The following is a 20,277-nucleotide window of genomic DNA, read 5'->3' on the forward strand; positions in this document are numbered from 1 at the left end:
ACAACCGAGAGGAGGTCAACCCAAGATGAAGACCTTGCTGGAAGTGAAAAACTTAAGCGTATCGTTCGACGTATATGGCGGAGAAGTACAAGCCATTCGAGATATATCCTTCGATGTAAAGGAAGGCGAATCCGTGGCGATTGTAGGCGAATCCGGCTCGGGCAAGTCCGTAACCGCCCAATCCATCATGAGGCTGAATCCGTCTCCGCCTAGCCGCATCAAAAACGGCTCGGTGAAATTCGATGGTCAAGAGCTGCTCACCTTATCGGAGAAAGAGATGCAGACCGTGCGCGGCAACAAGATCGGCATGATCTTCCAAGATCCCATGACGTCGCTAAACCCGACACTGACCGTTGGCGCGCAAATAACGGAAGGTCTGATCAAGCATCAGAACGTCAGCAAATCGCAGGCGACTGCGCGAGCGATCGAGATGCTGCATCTGGTCGGCATCCCGAATCCGGAGCAACGGATCAAGCAGTATCCGCATCAATTCTCCGGAGGCATGCGGCAACGTGTCATGATCGCCATCGCTTTGGCATGCAACCCTAAGCTATTGATCGCGGACGAGCCGACAACGGCGCTGGACGTGACGATTCAGGCGCAGATCATGAGCGTCATGAAGGATCTGCAACAGAAGATGGGCACTTCTATCATTCTTATTACGCATGACCTCGGCGTCGTGGCCGACGTCTGCGACCGCGTTATCGTCATGTATGCAGGTCGTATCGTTGAGACGGGCACGAAGTGGGAGATCTTCCAGAACCCGCAGCATCCTTATACAAGAGGTTTGCTGCGTTCTCTGCCTCGTCTGGACCAGAAGAAAGACGAGCCGCTTATCCCGATTCCGGGCACGCCGCCGGATCTCATCAAGCCGCCTGCGGGCTGCAGCTTCTGCGCGCGCTGCGACGAAGCGATGAAGGTATGCGTGGACAACGATCCTAACTTGCATCCTATCAAAGGCAGCGAATCCCACGCGGCCGCTTGCTGGATGCTTCATGAATACGCGAACCGGGAGGTGCCGGTATGAGCAAGAGCACCCCATTATTAGAGGTTAATGATCTTCGCAAATTTTTTAACCTCGGCAAAGGCAACATATTGAAGGCCGTCAACGAAATATCGTTTTCGATCGGCCGCGGCGAAACCGTGGGCGTCGTAGGCGAATCCGGCTGCGGCAAGTCGACCGCCGGACGTACGATTCTGCGGCTGTACGAGCCGACCAGCGGAGGCGTGACGTTTGAGGGCAAGGATATCTACAAGCTGCGCGGCGCGGAGCTGAAGGCGCTGCGACGCAATATGCAGATGATCTTCCAGGACCCGTACGCGTCCCTGAATCCAAGGATGACGGTAACCGACATCATCGGCGAGGCGCTCGATATTCACAAGCTTGCAGGCAGCAAGGCCGAGCGGAAGCGCAAGGTCGAGGGGCTGCTTGATCTCGTCAACCTGAATCCGGAGCATGCGACCCGTTACCCGCATGAATTTTCCGGCGGTCAGCGCCAGCGTATCGGCATTGCGCGGGCCTTGGCCGTCGATCCGAAGTTCATCATCGCCGACGAACCGATCTCCGCGCTCGACGTGTCGATCCAGGCACAGGTGGTCAACCTGATGCAGGAATTGCAGCGCAAGATGGGGCTGACGTATCTGTTTATCGCTCATGACCTGTCCATGGTGAAACATATTTCCGATCGCGTCGCCGTGATGTACCTGGGCAAAATCGTGGAGCTTGCCGAATCCGGCGAGCTGTACGACAACCCGCGCCATCCGTATACGAGAGCGTTGCTTTCCGCGATTCCGATTCCGGATCCGCAGGTCGAAGCGACCCGCGAGCGCATCGTGCTTAAGGGCGATTTGCCGAGTCCGATCAACCCGCCGAAGGGCTGCCAGTTCCATACGCGCTGCCCGCTCGCGACGGATAAGTGCAAGACGGACGAGCCGAAGCTGGCGGAAGTCAGCAAGGGCCACTTTGCGGCTTGTCACTACGCGTAAGAGCTTTATACATGAAGCGAAGCCTAATGTTTGCGGACATCGGGCTTCGCTTTTTGTGTTTTGATATATAGAATTTTAAAGTTTTGGGGTGGAGTGCTAGTTCGGTCGTTGTAGCTACGGTACGCGTACCGAGTATGAACATGCCCGATTTCTGCGTGCACCTGAGTAATAACACGCCTGAGTCCGCGCATGCCCGAGTATGAGTATGCCCGAGTTCCGCGCACACCTGAGTAATAAAACGCCTGGGTCCCGCGCATACCCGAGTATGAACATGCCCGATTTCTGCGTGCACCTGAGTAATAACACGCCTGAGTCCGCGCATGCCCGAGTATGAGTATGCCCGAGTTCTGCGTGCACCTGAGTAATAACACGCCTGAGTCCGCGCATACCCGAGTATGAGTATGCCCGAGTTCCGCGTACACCTGTTTAGTTTGGTCAACAAGCACGTTTTGTTCACGCTTTGTCGCCATAACGGCTTTGCTTTGCAAAGCTGAAGGTCGCGCTTATCTTCAAGAGAACCCTCGTATATCACATAAGGAAAATAGAGGGAAAAGATCCCTATAATCCTGAAAAATCGGAGTGTCGGCTCCACTTAGAGGGAAAACCTCCCTCTAATCGGGGTGGTTCAACCCGAAAACAGCGATTTGCTGGGAATTAGAGGTAGGATTTCCCTCTAAAGAGCAAGCGAGGGCGGGGACGGGGTTAATAGAGGGAGCTTTTCCCCTTATTAGAGAAAGGGGCAGACAGGAGAGAGGACAAGCAGGAGTGACGCCGTTGGTTCTTTCTGACGCAAGTACAGGAAGGACCGTCAGGATGTTCTGCGAAAAAAATATAACAGACATCAGCGGCACTATTCGCCCGTTTTTTGTCTCCAATAAACTTTAACAGTCAGGGAAGACGCTATTTGATTGGAATCAAACAAAATGCTGCCGGGATCGTACAAATAGAGTCGATTGTGTCTGTTGGATTTTAGAAGATAGAAAAAATCCAAGAATAACGTCGCCCATGTCCGTTACGTGCCAGACAAGGCAAACTTGTATGAAAAAAAGCCTTCCAGACCGAAGAAATATCGGCTGGAAGGCTTTTGACCTTTATTTGATTATTTCACCGTTACCCGGAACGACGCGCTCTTGCCGCCGAAAGATGCCTTGATTGTAGCCGAGCCTTTGCTCACGGCGGTGATCTTGCCGTCTTTCACGGTAGCTACGCTTTCCTTGGACGAAGTCCATACAGCGGCTGTAGTGGCGTCAACGGGGCTGCCTGTGAGATAGACGGCCTGGATCGTTACGCTGTAAGTGCCGCCGATCGAGAGCTGTGCGGACTTGGCGGACAACTGCAGCGACTTCAGCTTGGGAGTAACGAGTACAGGGATTTCTACCGTCTTGCCTTGGTAGGAGCCCGTTACCTTGGTCGAGCCTACATTAAGAGCCTTGACGGAAGAAGTGCCGCTTACGGTTGCGATATTGCTGTTCGCAACGGTCCAGTTCATCTTGGTGCCGATGGAAACTTTTTTGCCATCCTTATAATACCCGTATACTTTGATCGACTTGGAACGGTTCGGATTAAGCTCGATAATGGTAGGATCCACCTCGAACCTCACGATTTCTTCCTCGATCTTCACGCGAACGGAGGCTGTCTTGTTCAAGTACGTGCCCGTCAATGTGACGGTGGACGCCTCCAAGCCTTTCATTGATTTCTCCAGCAGCAGAATGTTGTCCGATGTTGTCTTCCATTCGATCGACTTGGAAATATCGGCTTCCTCGCCATCCTCATAGATCACGCTCACCTTCGGAAGATCGGAGGACTTGCCGGTGATGATGCTCAAATCCTTTGTCTCGGCGATAAGCTTAACCGGTTTGAGGTGGACGGTCAGCGTGACTTCGGCTTCGTAGCCTTGCGCCGTTGCGGTGAAAGTCGTTTCCCCCAGCGCCTTGGCCGTCCACTTCGTGCCGTCCAGCTCGGCGATCTCGTCATCGGAATTCGTCCATTTCACGAGTTTGGAGATATCGATGGTGGAGCCATCGAACGTCGTTGCCGTAATCTTCGGCAGCTCGCCCGAAATGCCCTTGAATCCGTCGATTTCCGTTTTCTCTGCTTTGATCTTCCGGATGCTTGGATAGACGGTTACGTCGATGCTGCGGCTGATGCCTAGATGCGAAATTGTAATTTTGGTCGTGCCTACGCCCTTCGGCGTAACTTTGCCTTGCGATACGATAGCTACGGATACGTCCGACGAAGTCCATGTCCCTTTGGCCGTCACGTCATCCTTTTCATTTTTGTTGTCCAATACTTCGGCCTTAATCTGCAGCGGACTATCCTGCAGAAGCATATGGAATTCCTTCTCCGGCGAAAGCCTGATGGATTGGTACGGCGTACGCACGACCACGCTCAGCGTGTCTGTCACGCCCAAGTGAGATACCGTAATCGTCGTCTTGCCCGCGCCTACCGCAGTGACGACGCCTTTGTCTACCGTGGCTACCTTCGTATTGGCGCTTGTCCACTTGGCTTCGTCCGTGACGACAAGAGTGCCGCCCGTTTTCGGTGACGCCGTGGCGATCAGCTTGCGATCATCGGAACCGATCTCCAAATCCAGCAAGTCGCCAGGCTGTTCCGGACCGATCTCGATCGATTTGTAAGGGGAAGTAATCGTCAGCTTAATGGTGTCGGACTTGCCCTTGAACTTGGCCGTGATCGTTGCCGTTCCGGCGCCTACGAGCGTAATGCGTCCTTCATCGACGGTCGCGACAGAAGAACTGGAGGATGTCCACGTCGCTTCGGCGGAAATATTAATGGGCTCTGCCGATCCTTTTTTGCCTTGCAATTCGAATACAAGCGATTCGTCGCCCAGCTTAATGTCCGCAATGGACGTCGGTGCAGTGCTGCCGTTCTGAAGCAGAATAACCTCGTCGTAGACGAAATCGGATTTTGCCTTAATCGTTGCGCTGTAGCCTTTATAAGTAGCGGTAATGGTCGCCGTTCCCGAGCCGACCCCCGTCAATACGCCTTTGTCTACTTTGACCGCGGAGCTGTTCGATGTTTTCCAAGCAGCCTCAGTCGTGACGTCCTTCTTGGACGTGGAGCCCGATATGGAAGCCAGCACCGTGACGTTAACCTTGTCGTCCTCCACGAACATCTCGAGCGAAGAGGTGACGGAATTGTAATCGGCATCCTCGTAATCCATCTCGATTCCCGTGACTGTATCCTCGGCCGCCTGCGCGACCCCGCCGAACGTACCCAGCATAAGTGCTAATGCCAACGTCGCTGCAAACCATCTACGGGCGTCCTTGAACGACAAGCTCCAACTTTTCATCAAATTCACTACATCCCTTTCCTTTCTTTCGTGGAATCAATTGCTTCTCTATTGTTATAACGGCATTTTCCCTTCGAAAATGAACAACAACAATGATTTGTTATGTTTCAGGCTACGTTAACGTTAAGTTAAGCTTAAGCTTTTTTTATGATTTGCTTTCAATCCTTTTAATGATTGAGGTATATCGTTAGTGGAGGATGTTCCATTCCCTTGAGGAGGCTGCAATGATGAAAATAAATCTGTTCGTGCTGTACGGCGGCAAATCCGTCGAACACGAGGTGTCGCTGAGAACGGCGTTCACAATATTCAATGCGATTGATCGGGAGACTTACGCTGTGTACCCCGTCTATATAACCCGCGAGGGAGTCTGGCGCTGCGACGGTCTGCAGGAGCAGAAGCCGGGCTCCATGGACGAGCTTGCGTCTTTGGGCGGCGACGATAAGGCGGGCAACGCCGCAGCATCCATCGGAGGCGTGTTGCTTCATTATTTCTCCATCCCCGGCAAAAGGGTCGCGCTGCCGCTGCTGCACGGCTCTTACGGCGAAGACGGTACCGTTCAAGGACTGCTGGAGCTGCTGGATATTCCGTACGTCGGCAACGGCGTGCTTGGGGCGGCGGCGACGCTTGACAAGGACGTAACCAAGCGTCTCCTGGCTCAAGCGGGGATCGGTCAGACGCGGTACATCTCCTTTAGTCTGGAAGAGTGGCTGGAGCAAGGTCCGGCGCTGATAAAGAAGGCGGAGCGGAAGCTGGGGCTGCCGTGTTACGTGAAGCCGGCAACGCTCGGCTCCAGCATCGGCATCAGCCGGTGCCAGGATGTCCGGGAGCTCGCGGAGGGCATCGAGGAAGCATTCCGTTATGACCGCAAGCTTGTCATCGAACGGGAGATTAAGGGCCGCGAAATTCAGGTGGCGGTTATGGGCAACGATCGTCCGATCGTTTCGCTGCCGGGCGAATTCATTCATCGCCATACTTTCTTCGACTTCGAATCGAAATATATGGACAAGGAGCTGGTCATGTCCATCCCTGCTTCGCTGCCGGAAGGCGTGACGGCCCGGATTCGGGAACTGGCGTTGCAGGCATATCGGGCGCTGTGCTGCTCCGGTCTTGCGAGAGTGGACTTTTTCCTGGATGCGGACGGAGAGCTTTATTGCAACGAAATTAACGCGCTTCCCGGCTTCACGGGCACCAGCATGTATCCCGTTATGTGGGAGAGGACGGACGGCACGACCTATGCCGAGCTCATCGGGAAGCTGATCGATTACGCGTTCATGAGACATGCGGACAAGGGGACCATTCGTTATACGAGGTGAGGACATGTACAGGGATACGGTTGCGCAAGTGGACTTAAGCGCCATAAGAGACAATATCGGGGACATCAAAGCCTCGCTGCCCGCAGGCGTTAAGCTGATGGCCGTGGTAAAAGCGGGTGGATATGGCCATGGCAGCGCGGAGTCGGCCGCGATGGCCGAGCGGGGCGGAGCGGATATGCTGGCGGTCGCCTACCTGGACGAGGCGTTGGAGCTGCGGGCGAAGGGCATCGCCCTTCCCATCCTTATATTGACCCCGATCCATCCTGCCGAAGTGATGTTTGCGCTTGAGCATGATCTGATGGTTACCGTAACGGAGGCGGAATGGTTCCGACGCATGGCGCCTTATCGCCCCTCCTCTTGCCTCGCCAAGCTTCAGGTCCATGTAAAGGCGGATACCGGACTCGGAAGGATCGGACTCCGAACTCGGGAGGAATGGGAGGCGCTCGTTCCTTGGCTGAAAGCGGAGGACGTGGAGGTCGCGGGGTTTTATACGCATTTCGCCACGGCGGGACAAGCGGATACAAGCTTCCTGGAGCGGCAGTACAGGACGTTCCTGGAGATGAAGGCATGGGTCAAATCATCCGGCGTCGAGGTGTCGCATTATCACTGCGCGGGCAGCGCGGCCGCGCTGCGGTTCCCCGGACTCGCCATGGACATGGTGCGGATCGGAGCGGCGATGTTCGGCTTTTACCCGGAGAAGCTGGTGAGGTCGGTATCGCTAAGACCCGCCATGAAGCTTAGGAGCACCTTGCTTCAAGTGAAGCTGCTGCGTAAAGGCGAATGCATCGGATACGACAACTCCTACATCGCCAAAGGGGACGAGTGGATCGGCACAGTGCCGATCGGGTATGCCGACGGCTGGTCCCAAAGTTTGCGGGGCTCGGAGATGCTGGTGGAGGGCAAGCGGGTGCCTGTAGTCGGCAAAATATGCATGGACCAGCTTATGGTCAAGCTCCCCGGGCATTGCGAGCAGGGAGCGGAGGTCGTTTTGATTGGGCGGCAAGGGGATGAAGTCATCACCTTCGCGGAGCTTGCCGGTTTCCTAGGGAGCGTTCCGCAGGAAATCTCGACGTCGTTAACCGGACGAGTAGAACGTATCTATACGCGATTGGAGGAACCTGAACGTGAGGATGCAAAGTTCGAGAACCGAATATATAGGAGAAACGAGAGCGGCAAAGCCTTTGCGGGCGAGTGTGCCGCAGGCGGCGTTTCGGCCAGGCGCGGCGCAGCAAAAGGGCGAAGGGAGCAGAAGGCTTGGCAGAGAGGCCGTCTATGGCGGACAGCTGGCGCTCGTCAACCGGGAGCATCCTGTGCGGGACTTCCATAATCCCGTCCTGAAGGGCGTCGCAGACGCAGATCTTCATGTGCTTGAAGAGGAAATCGCGTTGGAAACGGAATGTTTGGGCCAACTAGGGAAGCTTATTCGCGCTGCAGGCGCTTGGGAGGAAATCGTCGTCGTCAGCGGTTTCCGAACGATGGAGGAGCAAAAGGCGATCTATAATGGTTCGCTTGCGGAGAACGGCCCTGTGTTCACGGCAAACTATGTGGCTTTGCCAGGCTGCAGCGAGCATCAGACGGGACTGGCCGTAGACGTGGGGGAGAAAACCTCGGGGGAGCTGGATTTCATCGCGCCTTCTTTCCCGGATCATGGCGCCTGCGCCGTCTTTAAGACGTTGGCGGCATTCTATGGTTTTATCCAGCGTTATAAGGAAGGCAAAGAAGAGCTGACGGGCATTGCGTGCGAGCCGTGGCACTTCCGATATGTCGGCGTTCCTCATGCGGCATGCATGGAGAGTCTGGACATGTGCCTCGAGGAATACATCGCGTATTTGAGAGATTTCTCTTACGCAGGGAAACGGCTCGAGCATGCGGGAGACGGCTGGAGGGCGGAGAGTTATTACGTGGTCGCCCATCGCGATGAAGACACTCCCGTCCCGATTCCGGCATGCGACGCGTATAGGATATCGGGCAACAATGCCGATGGCTTCATCGTCACGGTTTATTATGGAGACGACCATGAGATCTAATGCCGCCGGAGGGCGTTACGGGGGCGTCGATGCCGTCAAGCCCGCGGCGGCGTTCCTGGTCGTCGCGATCCATACGGGACCGTTGCTCACTTACGGGGAATATGCCGACTTTCTGGTGACGGGCGTGTTGGGCCGATTGGCGGTTCCGTTATTTTTCCTGGCATCGGGTTTTCTGTTCTTCCGCAAGCTGACAGGCAGACCGCGGAAGGATGAACGGGCGCTGCGCAAATATGGCGGCAAAATCGCGATGCTGTATGCCGTTGCCATCGTCATCTACCTGCCGCTTAACATATACAAAGGCGATTTCGCCGGGAGCGTCACGGCCGGAGGGTTGCTAAGGGATCTATTGGTCGACGGCACGTTCTATCATCTTTGGTACTTGCCAGCGTTATGGCTGGGCATTCATCTCGTCTATTACCTTCATAAAAAAATATCGATTAACGGAGTTCTGGCCGTCACAATCGTGCTCTATGCAATCGGTCTGCTAGGTGACAGCTACTACGGCCTGGCTGTTCGGTCCGACATGCTTGAAGGCGTCTATGACTGGATGTTCCTATGGTTCGACTACACGCGCAATGGCTTGTTCTTCGCTCCCGTGTTTATAGCGCTTGGGTTATGGGCGGCGAATCGCCCCGAGCGGACGCCTCGCGGATCTGGGCTGCTTGCGCTGTTCCTGCTGTCATTGGCCGGCCTATTCGGGGAGGGGATCGCGCTGCGGGCGGCAGACTGGCCGCGGCACGACAGCATGTACATCCTGCTGCTCCCGGCTGTGGGCGCGCTTTTTCTGTTGGCGCTTAGATGGAGAATTCGCGTAAGCCCTCTTGCGGGCTCCCTCAGCCAGTGGATCTACCTCATGCACCCCGCAGCGATCGTCGCCGTCCGCGGAATCGCAGGTGCGACGGGGCTTGACGATTGGCTGGTCGGCCACTCGTTATTGCATTATGTGTCCGTGTGCGCGGTATCCATCGGGGCTGCGCTGGCCGTGGCGCTGCTGACCGAGCGGCGCAGGCGAGCGCGTCGGCAGCAAAGTCAATCGGCGATTCAAGCATAAGAGCGGGCTGTTGCGGATGATCATCCGCGATACGGCCCGCTCTTTATCGTTATTTTTTCCTGCATCTTCTTGCGGAGCCTGATGACATTCTGGTCCCGTCTTGCTCAGACTCTTGTATTCTGTCCGTTACGATAGTCGCTGGGCGTTTGTCCGGTCAAGCTGTGAAAAGCTTTGTAGAAGTTGGCGATATTCGAATATCCGCAATCAAGCGCGATGGCGACCACGGTTAGGTCGGTTTCTTCCAAACGGGAGATGGCGTGCCCGATCCGCTTGTGTTTCAAATATTGAGACGGTCCAATGCCGTTGGCTTTCGTGAATGCCTTGGAGAAGGCGCTGGTATTCATATGCGCGATCGCGGCCAATTCGGCAAGCGTGATTTTACGGTCGTAGGCATGCTCGATATAGGCAAGGACAGCACCCATCCAGGGCGGGATGCGAGTAGCCTGGGCCGGCGCTACGGATTCCTTTCGCGCAATATGCGTCAAAAGCTCTGTCGCATGGGCCGCAATCATAACCTTGTTATAAGCTCTTCGCGACTGCTCCTCTTGGTCGATTTTCCGCAGCAGCTCCAGCAATGTCGAATCGGCATGGATGATGCGATGAGCGTAGCCCAGGCTGCGCTGCGTAAACAAAGCGAGCAGACCGACGTCGTACAAGTAGCGCGGTTCCAGCTCTATAACCAGAAAAATCAAATCCTCTTTAACGCCGATCTCTTCGAGTCGGCGTTTCTCTTCGTTATTGAGCAGCACCACATCGTTTTTCCGGATGGGACTACGATGTCCTTCGATGTTCCAGACCGCTTCTCCCTGCTGTACCCAAACCGCCTTGAAGCAATGCGAGACATAAGGTTTGTTCGACTTGTTAGCATTTTGAAAGGTTTGGCGACGCACCGTTAGCGTATGGATATCCACAAGAACGCACCTCCGGATTTCTAAACTACGATTCAAAAAAGGAGAGATACTGATCAAAAAAGGAGAAGAGAATTTCCCTTGATTTGATAAGCTTAGATTAACATGCAATATCGTTTGACTGCAAAAAAGCATACAGTCGGACAAAAATGAATGGAGGAGTAACGGTGAACTACGATCTTGTTATTCTGGGCGCGACAACGACAGGGCTTGGTCTGGCCCAAGCTGTGCAGCGCCAGAAGAAGACGCTGATTGTCAACGCGACGGAGATGGTGGCCTATGATGTTGTAAATAGCTACAAGCAGCCTGGCGTATATACACAGGGAGCCGCCTACAACAAACAGTTTCTTGACTTGCAGGCCGATGTATTGCTGGGCACCCGCACGATTTCCATTGAGACGGACCATTCAGGTTATGTGCTGAAGCTGCATGGTTCGGGCGGCTATCAGACGGTCAGGACGGAACGATTGGTGGATACGACGCTGGAGCGAAGCGGGAAGCAGGTCGTCAAGACGCTTAACGCGGTAATCATCCAGCCGCAAGGAGCGGAGCTTCCTGCTGTTCAGTGGGCCGGCATGAAGCTGGTGGCGGAAGAGCAGACGCATGCTTATCGTACGGCTATATTGAAGCTGGAATGCGAACCCTCCTGGACGTTGGACCAGGCGCGCCACCGCTTGGTAAATCGCTGGACTCTGCGTCCCGAAGAGCTTGCGTCCTGGCGTATCGCCTCGATCGCGCATGTCTTCGATCAATGGACGGGCGATCGTCCGGCACAATTGGCGGAAGGTTATATGTACTTGCCGGCGGAGGCCTATGCGGGGCCGGAAGAGAGCTTGCAGGCGGGCGTTGAACTGGGAAGGAGCTGGATAACGGAATGAGACATCGGTATATGGAAGAAGGATTGGTTAAAGAGGTTGAAGTGGAACAGCCTGCCTTTACGCAGCATGTTGATGTTCTCGTGGCTGGCGTGGGAACAGCCGGCGCATTGGCGGTCATTGCAGCCTCGGCTCAGGGAGCGAGCGTGCTTGGGATCGACCGATTGCCCGGCATCGGCGGCATGGGGACGATGGGGTATGTATCGGGGTATTACTACGGTTTGCCCGGCGGGTTGCATGTGGACATTGACGAAGCGGCCGGGAAGATGGGCAGGGAGCACTTTCTTGATCGGGTAGAGGCCAAGAAAACGATTATGGAGGACCTGATCACCAAACATGGCGCAACGCTTGCGCTAAATACGGTAGTAACAGGCGTATTCATGGAAGGCGATACGATCAAAGGAGTTTCCTTGTGGTCGGAAGGCAGACAGTGGCTGGTCGGCTGTCAGACGCTCATTGATGCTACTGCGGATGCGGTCGTATCGATGATGGCGGGCAGCGCCACGCGCAGCGGGCGCGAATCCGATGGGAGAACGATGCCCTTTACCAGCGTCAAGGTTTGGCTGACCGCGCATGGTTCGATCAGCCGCACCAACCACGACAGCGGTTACGTCAATCAGTACGACCCGTTCGAATTATCGCGCGGCATTATGCAGGCCCATGCCAGCCAGCAGCTGGCCGTGTTCGAAGATGCTTCTAAGCGCGTGTTGTTCTTTGCGCCTTTTATCGGAATTCGCGAAGGCAGGATTATCGAGGCCGAACAAGTGATCACGATTCAGGATGTCCTGGCCGGTCGCCCCGAAGCGGAAACGCTGTTCTACGGCTATGCGGATTTCGACAAACACGGCAAGGACCATGCTCTCGAAAGTATCGAGCTGCAGGACTTGTATGTGGCAGCCAACCTGAGCACGGCGTGTTTTTCGGTTCCTGTCACGCGGGGCACCATGACGCCAAAAGGGATCAAAGGGCTGCTGGCCGCAGGTCGTCACATAGGTATGGACCACGAAGTTGCCAGTCTGCTTCGGATGCAGCGCGATATGCAGAAATGCGGAGAAAGCGCCGGCGTTCTGGCTGCATTGGCGGCCCGGAGCGGGGTGGATGTCAGTCAGGTGCCTTATGAGGAGGTTCGCGACATCTTGCGGGCGAGCGGCGCATTGACGGTCGAACATAACCGTGGCGTCATGTTCGATGATTCCTTCCGACGGGAAACCATAGAGTGGATGAACGATCCGGCCGACATTCGCGAGGCGTTGGCAAGTGAAATGCCGGGCGTAGCTATCTACTCCTGCAAGCTGCTTGGCCGTTCCATTGCTCCGCATCTCATCGCTTGGTTGACAGACCAGGACGTCGAGCTTCGTTATGGCGCCGCGATTGCATTGGCTCTGACAGGAGATCCTGCAGCCGCTCCGGTTCTGCGGGAAATGGTAGATCGGCGTGATGCATTATACTTCAAGGATTGCCGCCGAACGAATCAATTCCGCAGCGTCATCGCCGTTTATTTGCTGGGACGATTGACGGACGCGGCAAGCGTGCCTCTATTGTCGCGAATGCTGACGGACGAGGAGGAATACGGGCGCCCGCTTTACCATGTCATCAAGGAACCGTCCTATAAGCTGAATACATGCAAGGAATTCAACGAATTGTATTTCCAGCTGATGTCTCATGCGGCTGTCGCGCTCATTCGGATAGCGGAGCAGCGCGCGGAGCATGAAGCTTCGATCAAGTCGACGTTGGGGGAAGCGTTTGCCGATGAACGCCATATTCGCCGCACAACCTCTTTGCCTGAAGGGACGTTCGAATACGATACGATGGCCAATATTCGCCATTACGCGTTAAACTTTTGCCGAGGCTAGCAATAGCCGCGTTCGAATAGCAAGCAGCCTGTGCGCAAGCGGCATGGGCACCATTTAAGAAGAGCCGCCTATCGGGTAACCACCTGCCCAGGCGGCTTTTTTTCATGGCGAGCTTGGCGGCGACCCTTCCCTCCCATGCAGGGATTGCGGCCTGTGGACAGGGCGTGTTTTTTTATTTTTCCGACCTAGATGCAAGGCCCAAAGTACAGTGCTATAATATATGGGATTGTGAGCGTGATAAAGGCGAGGCTTCATTGCCACAATAGAAGGCATAAGGAAATGTAGGAGGAATTATGCTCCATGAGCAAATTGGTAATTTGTGATCACCCCTTGATCCAGCACAAGCTGACTTTCATCCGCAACAAGGAAACGAATACGAAAGACTTCCGGGAGCTTGTCGATGAAGTGGCGACCTTGATGGCCTACGAAATTACGCGCGAAATTCCGCTCGACACCATTAAAGTGCAAACGCCTGTGGCGGAGACGGTGGCGAAGGTCGTATCGGGCCGCATGCTGGGTTTAATTCCGATCCTGAGAGCGGGTCTCGGCATGGTCGACGGCATTCTTAAGCTAATTCCGTCCGCCAAAGTGGGGCATATCGGCTTGGCAAGAGACCACGAAACGCTGCAACCAAAGGAATATTATATAAATCTGCCGACAGACGCGCCGAACCGGCTGCTGATTGTCATCGATCCCATGCTTGCTACCGGCGGCTCCGCGATCGCGGCCGTGCAGTCGCTCAAGCAGCGAGGCTGCGACCAGATCAAGCTGATGTGCCTCATCGCCGCTCCTGAAGGCGTCAAGGCGTTCCAGGATGCGCATCCGGACGTTGACGTATACATAGCGGCCCTGGACGAGCGGCTCGACGAGAAGGGCTACATCGTCCCGGGCCTCGGCGACGCAGGCGACCGCATGTTCGGCACCAATTAAATAGACAGCTGCCTTTAATCAAGATATTGGAATTCAAATAGAAGTTCAAAAAATCTGCTTTTCAGCACCGAGAAGGTTGGACGAAGCCGAGGACTGAGGAGCGGAACATAGCAGAGCTATGTGAGCACCGGAAGTGCCGGCTGAGTTCAAGATTCGACGTCGAGTAAGCTTCATGAGTGGGCTTCGTGATCAAAAGCGGATTTTTTTGAACTACCTTTATTGGGAGTGGGATGTATTGTCTAAGATTAAGGTAATGACTATATTTGGAACCAGGCCTGAAGCCGTAAAGATGGCTCCGCTCGTGCTGGAGCTGCAGAAGCGGGACCGCGACATCGTCTCGATGGTGTGCGTAACGGCGCAGCACCGCCAGATGCTGGATCAGGTGCTGGAATTTTTCGAGATTGAGCCAAACTACGACCTCAACGTGATGAAGGAGCGTCAGACGCTGACGGAGACGACCGTACGCGTGCTGGAGGGGCTTGAGCCCGTCCTTGCCGAGGCGAAGCCGGATATCGTGCTCGTCCATGGCGACACGCAGACGACGTTTCTGGCCAGCTATGCGGCTTTCCTGAAGCAGATCAAGGTCGGGCACGTCGAAGCGGGCCTCCGGACGTGGAACAAGATGTCGCCGTATCCGGAAGAGATGAACCGGCAGCTCGCCGGCGTTCTGTCCGACGTTCATTTCGCTCCGACGGATTGGTCGGCGAACAATCTCCGCAAGGAGAACAAGTCGGAAGAGACGATCTATATTACGGGCAACACGGCGGCCGATGTGTTTCAATACACGGTAGACGATTCCTTTACGCATCCCGTCATCGAGTGGGCCCGGGGCAAACGGATGATTCTGATGACGGCGCACCGGCGCGAATCGCTGGGCGAGCCGCATCGCAACATCTTCCGGGCGGTCAAGCGCATTGCCGACGAGCACGAGGACGTCGCGATCGTCTATGCCGTCCACCCGAATCCGGCGGTAAGGGAGCCGGCTCGCGAAATACTCGGCGACCACCCGCGCGTTCGTCTGATCGAGCCGCTCGACGTGTTCGAATTCCATAATATTTACCCTCACGCCTACATGATCATGACGGATTCCGGCGGCATGCAGGAGGAGGCGCCGTCCTTCGGAGTCCCTACGCTGGTGCTGCGCGACACGACGGAGCGTCCGGAAGGCATACAGGCCGGCACGCTGGAGTTGGTCGGCACCGACGAAGAGCGCGTTTACGAACGTGCGAACGATTTGCTGAACGACACTTCCCTGTATTGCCGGATGAGCCAATCGGCAAATCCTTACGGCGACGGAAAGGCTTCCGAAAGAATCGTGGATGCGATCCTGCATCATTTTGGGAGAAATCCAAATCGGCCGGATCCGTTCACACAAAGTTCATAGTTGTCATGGCACCCTGCCCCCGAGTGCGAAATATACAGCATACAGTAGTACTGTACGGTTGCGAGGACGGGGGAACCCACATTCTATAAGGGTTTCTCCAATTCCTTCCGCGCAAAAAACGCCGCTGTTTTCATTGACAAACCTTGCGGCGCTTGGATAAAATAAATGAGGATTGACAGGGGTTGTGGCGATATGAACCAGAATGGCAATCAAGACAATCCATGGAAGGCCGCGGCGATGGTCGGGGCTATTGGCGTGGATGTTGGAGTTTGCTTGTTTTTGGGCTATTGGCTAGGCTCCATGGCTGGGGAACGCTTGGGCGATCCGAAAGCCTGGACGGTCTCCGGACTGTTCGTCGGTCTGGCTGTCGGTATCCTTTCAGCCATTCTGATCGTCAGAAAGGTGATGAAGGATTTCGATGGATAATATGTTGAAATCGGCATTTCGATGGTTGATCTACCTGCTGTCGACATGTTTGATTGTATGGGCATTCATCCCCTCGGTTAAGCCTATAATGTTAGGCATAGCGGCGGGGCTTTCAGTCAGCGCTATGAATGCGTTTTTTTTGAAGCGCAGAGTAGGAATGATAGCGGATGCAGCAATGCGGGAAGGCAGCAAGCGTAAGGGGATGGGATTCGGCAGCCGAATTGCGATGGTGCTGCTTCTGGCCATGTATGCCTTGAAGAATCCCGATGTAATGAACTTGCCGGCAGCACTCGCGGGCACCATGGTTATGCCGTTTTTGTTACTGGCAGCGGCCATTGCTCAGACGATTAAGGAAAACAGCAGCGGAAAGGGGTGATACAGTACTATGCATTTATTTCCTATCGTGAACGTTAACGGCATTGAATTCGATTTGTCGGCGATTATCGCAATTCTAGTTTCTTGCGTAATCACCTTCATTGTAGCAAGACTTGCGGTTCGGAACTTGTCGGTGGACAAGCCGTCCAAGATGCAAAACTTCATGGAATGGGCCGTGGACTTCATGCACGGCACGATCGCAAGCTCAATGCCGGTTCACAAAGTCAGACCTTATCTGGCGTTAGGCATGACCTTGATCATGTTTATCTTTATCTCCAACTTGTTGGGATTGCCATTCATGGTGGTGACGGATGCTCATGAACCTATCAAATGGCTAGGGATTGATCAGGCGTATCTCGACAGTCATGGAGGCGCTGCCCATATCGCTTGGTGGAAATCGCCTACAGCCGATTTGGCCGTAACGGCGGGCCTTGCGATCATTGTGTTCGTGCTCGTCCATTTCCTGGGTCTGAAACTGAATAGAAAGCATTACCTGCACCACTATTTCCACCCGTATCCGGTGTTCTTCCCAGTCAATATTATCGAGACAATCGCTAAGCCGCTTACGCTGGCACTTCGTCTTTACGCCAATATCTATGCAGGCGAGGTTCTGATCTCGACAATTCTGATGATGGGCTTTGCTGGGATTCCGTTCATGATCGCTTGGCAGGGCTTCAGTATTTTCGTCGGCGCCATTCAAGCGTTCCTGTTCACGGTTCTTACCATGGTTTATATCTCGCAAGCGACTGTTCATGATGATGATGAACATGTCGAAGCGGCAGCCAAGCATTAACGGCGGCAAGAGCAACAAGCTTTGGAATGCGGAAACACCCGTTCTGTAATCCAAGGTTATATATACATGAACAAAAATGACTACCCAAAACGAGGAGGATTTTTCAAATGGAAGTATTGGCAGCAGCAATTGCAGTTGGTTTGGGCGCGATCGGCGCAGGTATTGGTAACGGTATGATCGTAAGTAAAACGGTTGAAGGTATCGCCCGTCAGCCAGAACAAAAATCGGCGCTTCAAACAACTATGTTTATCGGTGCCGGTATCGTCGAAGTTGTTCCAATCATCGGCGTAGTTATCGGTTTCTTGGCGTTCTTCAAATAAGAATCGTACCCGGCGGGGAAGGCCTAGCCCTCTTCGCCTTTGTTTTGACTACAGAACCTTTATGAAACAGGAAGGAGTGCGGCTATGAGTTTCGTTCCCACTAATACAATAATTACGATCGTGGCTTTTCTTATATTGTATTGGGCTTTAAATAAGTGGGCGTTCGGTCCGTTGTTCGGGATTATGGAGAAACGCAGACAGCTCATCCTCGAGCAAATGAATTCTGCGGAGTCCAGCCGTAAACAGGCCGAAGCGTCGATGGCTGAGCAAAAGGCTGCACTGGATCAAGCAAGGCAAGAAGCCTATGCGATTCTGGAGCAGGCCAGAACGACTAGCACGAAGCAAGCGGACGATATCGTTCAATCCGCGAAGGCCGAGGCTGACAGACTGAAGGATAACGCGCTAAAAGATATCGAAAGCGAGAAAAACAAGGCGATCGCTGCGCTTCGTTCCGAAGTGGGCGGCATCTCCGTGCAAATCGCGTCGAAGATTATCGAAAAGCAGGTTGACGAGAAGTCGCAAGAGCAGATCGTTAACCAATACCTGAAAGAGGTAGGAAGCAAATGAGCCGCGACACGGTCGTAGCGAAGCGCTACGCTAAAGCGTTGTTTGAGCTCGCTTCCGCCGAAGGCGTCGTTTCGGAAGTGGAAGCGCAGCTAAAGCTGATCGCCGACGCTCTGAAGCAGGATGAGCAAATCGGCAAGTTTCTTTCTTTGCCGAGCGTGGATCCCGCAGCCAAACTTGCGGTATTGAAGTCTGCATTTGGCGACCGCATCTCGGTGCTGGTTCTTAATACGCTTCAACTTATGATATCCCGTGGACGCCAGTCCATCATTGCGAACGTACACGAAGCGTTCGTTAAGATCGCGGGCGAAGTGCTCGGACAAGCCCATGCGACGGTTTATGCCGCTCGCGAGCTGTCCGAGGCGGAGCTTGCCGGTGTCGTGGCCGAATTCGGCTCCATCACGGGCAAAAAGATCATAGCTGAGCAATCGGTCGATCCATCGCTGCTCGGCGGCATCCAGGTTCGTATCGGCGACCGCCTGTACGACGGAAGCCTGTCCGGCAAGCTGGATCGTTTACAAAAAACGTTTAAATTCTAAAGCACTGTAGATAGGGGTGAACGAATTGAGTATCAGACCTGATGAAATCAGCACGCTGATTAAACAACAGATCGAACAATATAAATCCGAGATTCAAGTCGTGGATGTCGGCACGGTCATCAACGTCGGTGACGGTATCGCCCGCGTACACGGCCTTGAGAACGCGATGCAAGGCGAGCTGCTCGAATTCGCGAACGGCGTAGTCGGCATGGCCCTCAACCTGGAGGAGTCCAATGTCGGCGTCGTTATCCTCGGTCCTTACACGGATATCCGCGAAGGCGACCAAGTGAAGCGCACGGGCCGTATCATGGAGGTTCCCGTAGGCGACGAGCTGCTGGGCCGCGTCGTTAACCCGCTGGGTCAACCGCTGGACGGCAAAGGACCTACGAACACAACTCATACACGCGCGATCGAATCCCCTGCACCGGGCGTTATCGACCGTAAATCCGTTCATGAGCCTATGCAAACGGGCATCAAAGCGATCGACGCGATGGTTCCGATCGGCCGCGGCCAACGTGAGCTTATCATCGGCGACCGTCAAACGGGTAAAACGGCGATCGCGATCGACGCGATCATCAACCAAAAGGGCAACGGCGTTAAATGTATCTACGTTGCCATCGGACAAAAACAATCCACTGTTGCAAACGTTGTGGAAACCCTTCGCCGCCACGGCGCTATGGACTACACGATCGTCGTAACGGCGAGCGCTTCCGAGCCTGCTCCGCTTCTGTTCCTGGCTCCTTACGCAGGCGTATCCATGGCCGAGTACTTCATGTACAAAGGCGAGCACGTCCTGATCGTATACGATGACTTGTCGAAGCAAGCAGCGGCATACCGCGAGCTTTCCTTGCTGCTTCGCCGTCCTCCGGGTCGCGAGGCTTATCCGGGCGACGTCTTCTACTTGCATTCCCGCTTGCTGGAACGCGCTGCGAAGCTCAGCGACAAGCTGGGCGGCGGCTCCATCACGGCGCTTCCGTTCATCGAGACGCAAGCTTCCGACGTATCGGCTTACATTCCTACGAACGTAATCTCGATCACCGACGGACAGATTTTCCTGGAGTCCGACCTGTTCTACTCCGGTCAACGTCCAGCGGTTAACGTTGGTATCTCCGTATCCCGCGTAGGCGGATCGGCTCAGATCAAAGCGATGAAAAAGGTTGCCGGCACGCTTCGTCTGGACCTTGCGGCATACCGCGAGCTTCAAGCGTTCGCGCAATTCGGCTCCGACCTCGACAAATCGACGCTTGCCCGTCTAAACCGCGGTGCGCGTACGATGGAGATTCTCAAGCAAGGCGTTAACGTGCCTATGCCGGTCGAGAAACAAGTTATGTCCATCTACACAGCTGTTAAAGGCCATCTGGACGACATTGCGATCGAAAATATCGGCCGCTTCGAGCGTGAATTCCTGGCATTCCTGGATTCCAATCATCCGGAGATCGGCGCTTCCATCCGCGACACAAAAGACCTTGTCGCGGACAACGAGAAAGCTCTCGTAGCAGCGATCCAAGCCTTCAAAAAAAGCTTTGCTTAAGAGGAAATTCAAAAAGTCCGCTTCCCATCACGAAGTATGCCAAGAGGCATAGTCGACATCGAATATTGAATGCAGGCGAAACTAAGCATATG

Annotated in this window: 19 protein-coding genes; 17 read left to right on the forward strand and 2 right to left on the reverse strand. The window is 54.5% G+C overall.

Annotated features, from left to right (window positions below; translation table 11 throughout):
* Positions 1 to 25: 25 nt before the first annotated feature.
* Positions 26 to 1,027, forward strand: a complete 1,002-nt coding sequence (locus KJW29_RS29130; RefSeq protein ID WP_087569912.1) for an ABC transporter ATP-binding protein — start codon at positions 26 to 28, stop codon at positions 1,025 to 1,027.
* Positions 1,024 to 1,986: an ABC transporter ATP-binding protein gene (locus KJW29_RS29135; RefSeq protein ID WP_087569911.1), complete on the forward strand. Its 963-nt coding sequence runs from the start codon at positions 1,024 to 1,026 to the stop codon at positions 1,984 to 1,986. The genes KJW29_RS29130 and KJW29_RS29135 overlap by 4 nt, the downstream gene beginning before the upstream one ends.
* 1,099 nt (positions 1,987 to 3,085) lie before the next feature.
* Here the strand turns inward: KJW29_RS29135 and KJW29_RS29140 are convergent.
* Entirely contained in the window at positions 3,086 to 5,296 is a 2,211-nt protein-coding gene (locus KJW29_RS29140; RefSeq protein ID WP_246608910.1) for an Ig-like domain-containing protein, read from the reverse strand.
* A 224-nt stretch (positions 5,297 to 5,520) separates the two neighbouring features.
* On the opposite strand from KJW29_RS29140, the gene KJW29_RS29145 reads away from it, so the two are divergent.
* Genes KJW29_RS29145 through KJW29_RS29160 form a run of 4 tightly spaced genes read left to right on the forward strand, consistent with a single transcriptional unit; the run spans position 5,521 to position 9,687 of the window.
* Positions 5,521 to 6,609, forward strand: coding sequence for a D-alanine--D-alanine ligase family protein (locus KJW29_RS29145; RefSeq protein ID WP_246608429.1), 1,089 nt, complete (start codon positions 5,521 to 5,523; stop codon positions 6,607 to 6,609).
* 4 nt (positions 6,610 to 6,613) lie between these two features.
* Positions 6,614 to 7,936 carry an alanine racemase gene (gene alr, locus KJW29_RS29150; RefSeq protein ID WP_214627268.1) on the forward strand — a complete coding sequence of 441 codons (1,323 nt, stop codon included), beginning with the start codon at positions 6,614 to 6,616 and terminating at the stop codon, positions 7,934 to 7,936.
* Positions 7,920 to 8,636, forward strand: coding sequence for a D-alanyl-D-alanine carboxypeptidase family protein (locus KJW29_RS29155; RefSeq protein ID WP_214631459.1), 717 nt, complete (start codon positions 7,920 to 7,922; stop codon positions 8,634 to 8,636). The genes alr and KJW29_RS29155 overlap by 17 nt, the downstream gene beginning before the upstream one ends.
* Positions 8,626 to 9,687, forward strand: a complete 1,062-nt coding sequence (locus tag KJW29_RS29160) for an acyltransferase family protein (RefSeq protein ID WP_214627269.1) — start codon at positions 8,626 to 8,628, stop codon at positions 9,685 to 9,687. Before KJW29_RS29155 ends, KJW29_RS29160 begins: the two co-directional genes overlap by 11 nt.
* Positions 9,688 to 9,791: 104 nt before the next feature.
* Here KJW29_RS29160 and KJW29_RS29165 read toward each other — a convergent pair whose 3' ends face one another.
* The gene (locus KJW29_RS29165; RefSeq protein WP_214627270.1) at positions 9,792 to 10,598 is read right to left on the reverse strand and encodes a helix-turn-helix transcriptional regulator; all 807 of its coding nucleotides are present in this window, start codon (positions 10,596 to 10,598) and stop codon (positions 9,792 to 9,794) included.
* Between the two features lie 164 nt (positions 10,599 to 10,762).
* Between KJW29_RS29165 and KJW29_RS29170 the strand changes: the two genes are divergently transcribed.
* The 11 genes from KJW29_RS29170 to atpA all read left to right on the forward strand — a co-directional run bounded on the left by KJW29_RS29170 (position 10,763) and on the right by atpA (position 20,185).
* Positions 10,763 to 11,473, forward strand: coding sequence for a hypothetical protein (locus KJW29_RS29170; RefSeq protein WP_214627271.1), 711 nt, complete (start codon positions 10,763 to 10,765; stop codon positions 11,471 to 11,473).
* Complete coding sequence (locus KJW29_RS29175; RefSeq protein ID WP_214627272.1) at positions 11,470 to 13,323, forward strand: FAD-dependent oxidoreductase; 1,854 nt, start codon at positions 11,470 to 11,472, stop codon at positions 13,321 to 13,323. The genes KJW29_RS29170 and KJW29_RS29175 overlap by 4 nt, the downstream gene beginning before the upstream one ends.
* Positions 13,324 to 13,623: 300 nt before the next feature.
* Positions 13,624 to 14,253 (forward strand): uracil phosphoribosyltransferase, encoded by a 630-nt coding sequence (gene upp, locus KJW29_RS29180; protein WP_087569500.1) that lies wholly within the window; start codon positions 13,624 to 13,626, stop codon positions 14,251 to 14,253.
* Positions 14,254 to 14,488: 235 nt separating this feature from the next.
* Complete coding sequence (gene wecB / locus KJW29_RS29185) at positions 14,489 to 15,637, forward strand: non-hydrolyzing UDP-N-acetylglucosamine 2-epimerase (RefSeq protein WP_281426299.1); 1,149 nt, start codon at positions 14,489 to 14,491, stop codon at positions 15,635 to 15,637.
* Positions 15,638 to 15,829: 192 nt separating this feature from the next.
* Positions 15,830 to 16,063 carry an AtpZ/AtpI family protein gene (locus KJW29_RS29190; protein WP_214627274.1) on the forward strand — a complete coding sequence of 78 codons (234 nt, stop codon included), beginning with the start codon at positions 15,830 to 15,832 and terminating at the stop codon, positions 16,061 to 16,063.
* On the forward strand, positions 16,056 to 16,439 hold the full coding sequence (locus tag KJW29_RS29195) for an ATP synthase subunit I (protein ID WP_214627275.1): 384 nt from the start codon (positions 16,056 to 16,058) through the stop codon (positions 16,437 to 16,439). Before KJW29_RS29190 ends, KJW29_RS29195 begins: the two co-directional genes overlap by 8 nt.
* A gap of 9 nt (positions 16,440 to 16,448) precedes the next feature.
* Positions 16,449 to 17,231, forward strand: a complete 783-nt coding sequence (atpB, locus tag KJW29_RS29200; RefSeq protein WP_214627276.1) for a F0F1 ATP synthase subunit A — start codon at positions 16,449 to 16,451, stop codon at positions 17,229 to 17,231.
* 107 nt (positions 17,232 to 17,338) lie between these two features.
* Positions 17,339 to 17,551: a F0F1 ATP synthase subunit C gene (gene atpE, locus KJW29_RS29205; RefSeq protein ID WP_214627277.1), complete on the forward strand. Its 213-nt coding sequence runs from the start codon at positions 17,339 to 17,341 to the stop codon at positions 17,549 to 17,551.
* 84 nt (positions 17,552 to 17,635) lie between these two features.
* Positions 17,636 to 18,118 (forward strand): F0F1 ATP synthase subunit B, encoded by a 483-nt coding sequence (gene atpF, locus KJW29_RS29210; protein ID WP_214627278.1) that lies wholly within the window; start codon positions 17,636 to 17,638, stop codon positions 18,116 to 18,118.
* Positions 18,115 to 18,654: a F0F1 ATP synthase subunit delta gene (locus KJW29_RS29215; RefSeq protein ID WP_087569493.1), complete on the forward strand. Its 540-nt coding sequence runs from the start codon at positions 18,115 to 18,117 to the stop codon at positions 18,652 to 18,654. Before atpF ends, KJW29_RS29215 begins: the two co-directional genes overlap by 4 nt.
* A gap of 25 nt (positions 18,655 to 18,679) precedes the next feature.
* Positions 18,680 to 20,185, forward strand: a complete 1,506-nt coding sequence (atpA, locus tag KJW29_RS29220; RefSeq protein ID WP_087569492.1) for a F0F1 ATP synthase subunit alpha — start codon at positions 18,680 to 18,682, stop codon at positions 20,183 to 20,185.
* Positions 20,186 to 20,277 lie beyond the last annotated feature (92 nt).

This window comes from Paenibacillus agaridevorans (genome assembly GCF_018604145.1).
Lineage (GTDB): Bacteria > Bacillota > Bacilli > Paenibacillales > Paenibacillaceae > Pristimantibacillus > Pristimantibacillus agaridevorans.

Excerpts from the sequence above, each read along its gene's own strand:
- KJW29_RS29130 (WP_087569912.1), top strand. The coding sequence starts at position 26 with ATGAAGACCTTGCTGGAAGTGAAAAACTTAAGCGTATCGTTCGACGTA.
- KJW29_RS29135 (WP_087569911.1), top strand. The coding sequence starts at position 1,024 with ATGAGCAAGAGCACCCCATTATTAGAGGTTAATGATCTTCGCAAATTT.
- KJW29_RS29140 (WP_246608910.1), bottom strand. The coding sequence starts at position 5,296 with ATGAAAAGTTGGAGCTTGTCGTTCAAGGACGCCCGTAGATGGTTTGCA.
- KJW29_RS29145 (WP_246608429.1), top strand. The coding sequence starts at position 5,521 with ATGATGAAAATAAATCTGTTCGTGCTGTACGGCGGCAAATCCGTCGAA.
- alr (WP_214627268.1), top strand. The coding sequence starts at position 6,614 with ATGTACAGGGATACGGTTGCGCAAGTGGACTTAAGCGCCATAAGAGAC.
- KJW29_RS29160 (WP_214627269.1), top strand. The coding sequence starts at position 8,626 with ATGAGATCTAATGCCGCCGGAGGGCGTTACGGGGGCGTCGATGCCGTC.
- KJW29_RS29175 (WP_214627272.1), top strand. The coding sequence starts at position 11,470 with ATGAGACATCGGTATATGGAAGAAGGATTGGTTAAAGAGGTTGAAGTG.
- upp (WP_087569500.1), top strand. The coding sequence starts at position 13,624 with ATGAGCAAATTGGTAATTTGTGATCACCCCTTGATCCAGCACAAGCTG.
- KJW29_RS29190 (WP_214627274.1), top strand. The coding sequence starts at position 15,830 with ATGAACCAGAATGGCAATCAAGACAATCCATGGAAGGCCGCGGCGATG.
- KJW29_RS29195 (WP_214627275.1), top strand. The coding sequence starts at position 16,056 with ATGGATAATATGTTGAAATCGGCATTTCGATGGTTGATCTACCTGCTG.
- atpB (WP_214627276.1), top strand. The coding sequence starts at position 16,449 with ATGCATTTATTTCCTATCGTGAACGTTAACGGCATTGAATTCGATTTG.
- atpE (WP_214627277.1), top strand. The coding sequence starts at position 17,339 with ATGGAAGTATTGGCAGCAGCAATTGCAGTTGGTTTGGGCGCGATCGGC.
- atpF (WP_214627278.1), top strand. The coding sequence starts at position 17,636 with ATGAGTTTCGTTCCCACTAATACAATAATTACGATCGTGGCTTTTCTT.
- KJW29_RS29215 (WP_087569493.1), top strand. The coding sequence starts at position 18,115 with ATGAGCCGCGACACGGTCGTAGCGAAGCGCTACGCTAAAGCGTTGTTT.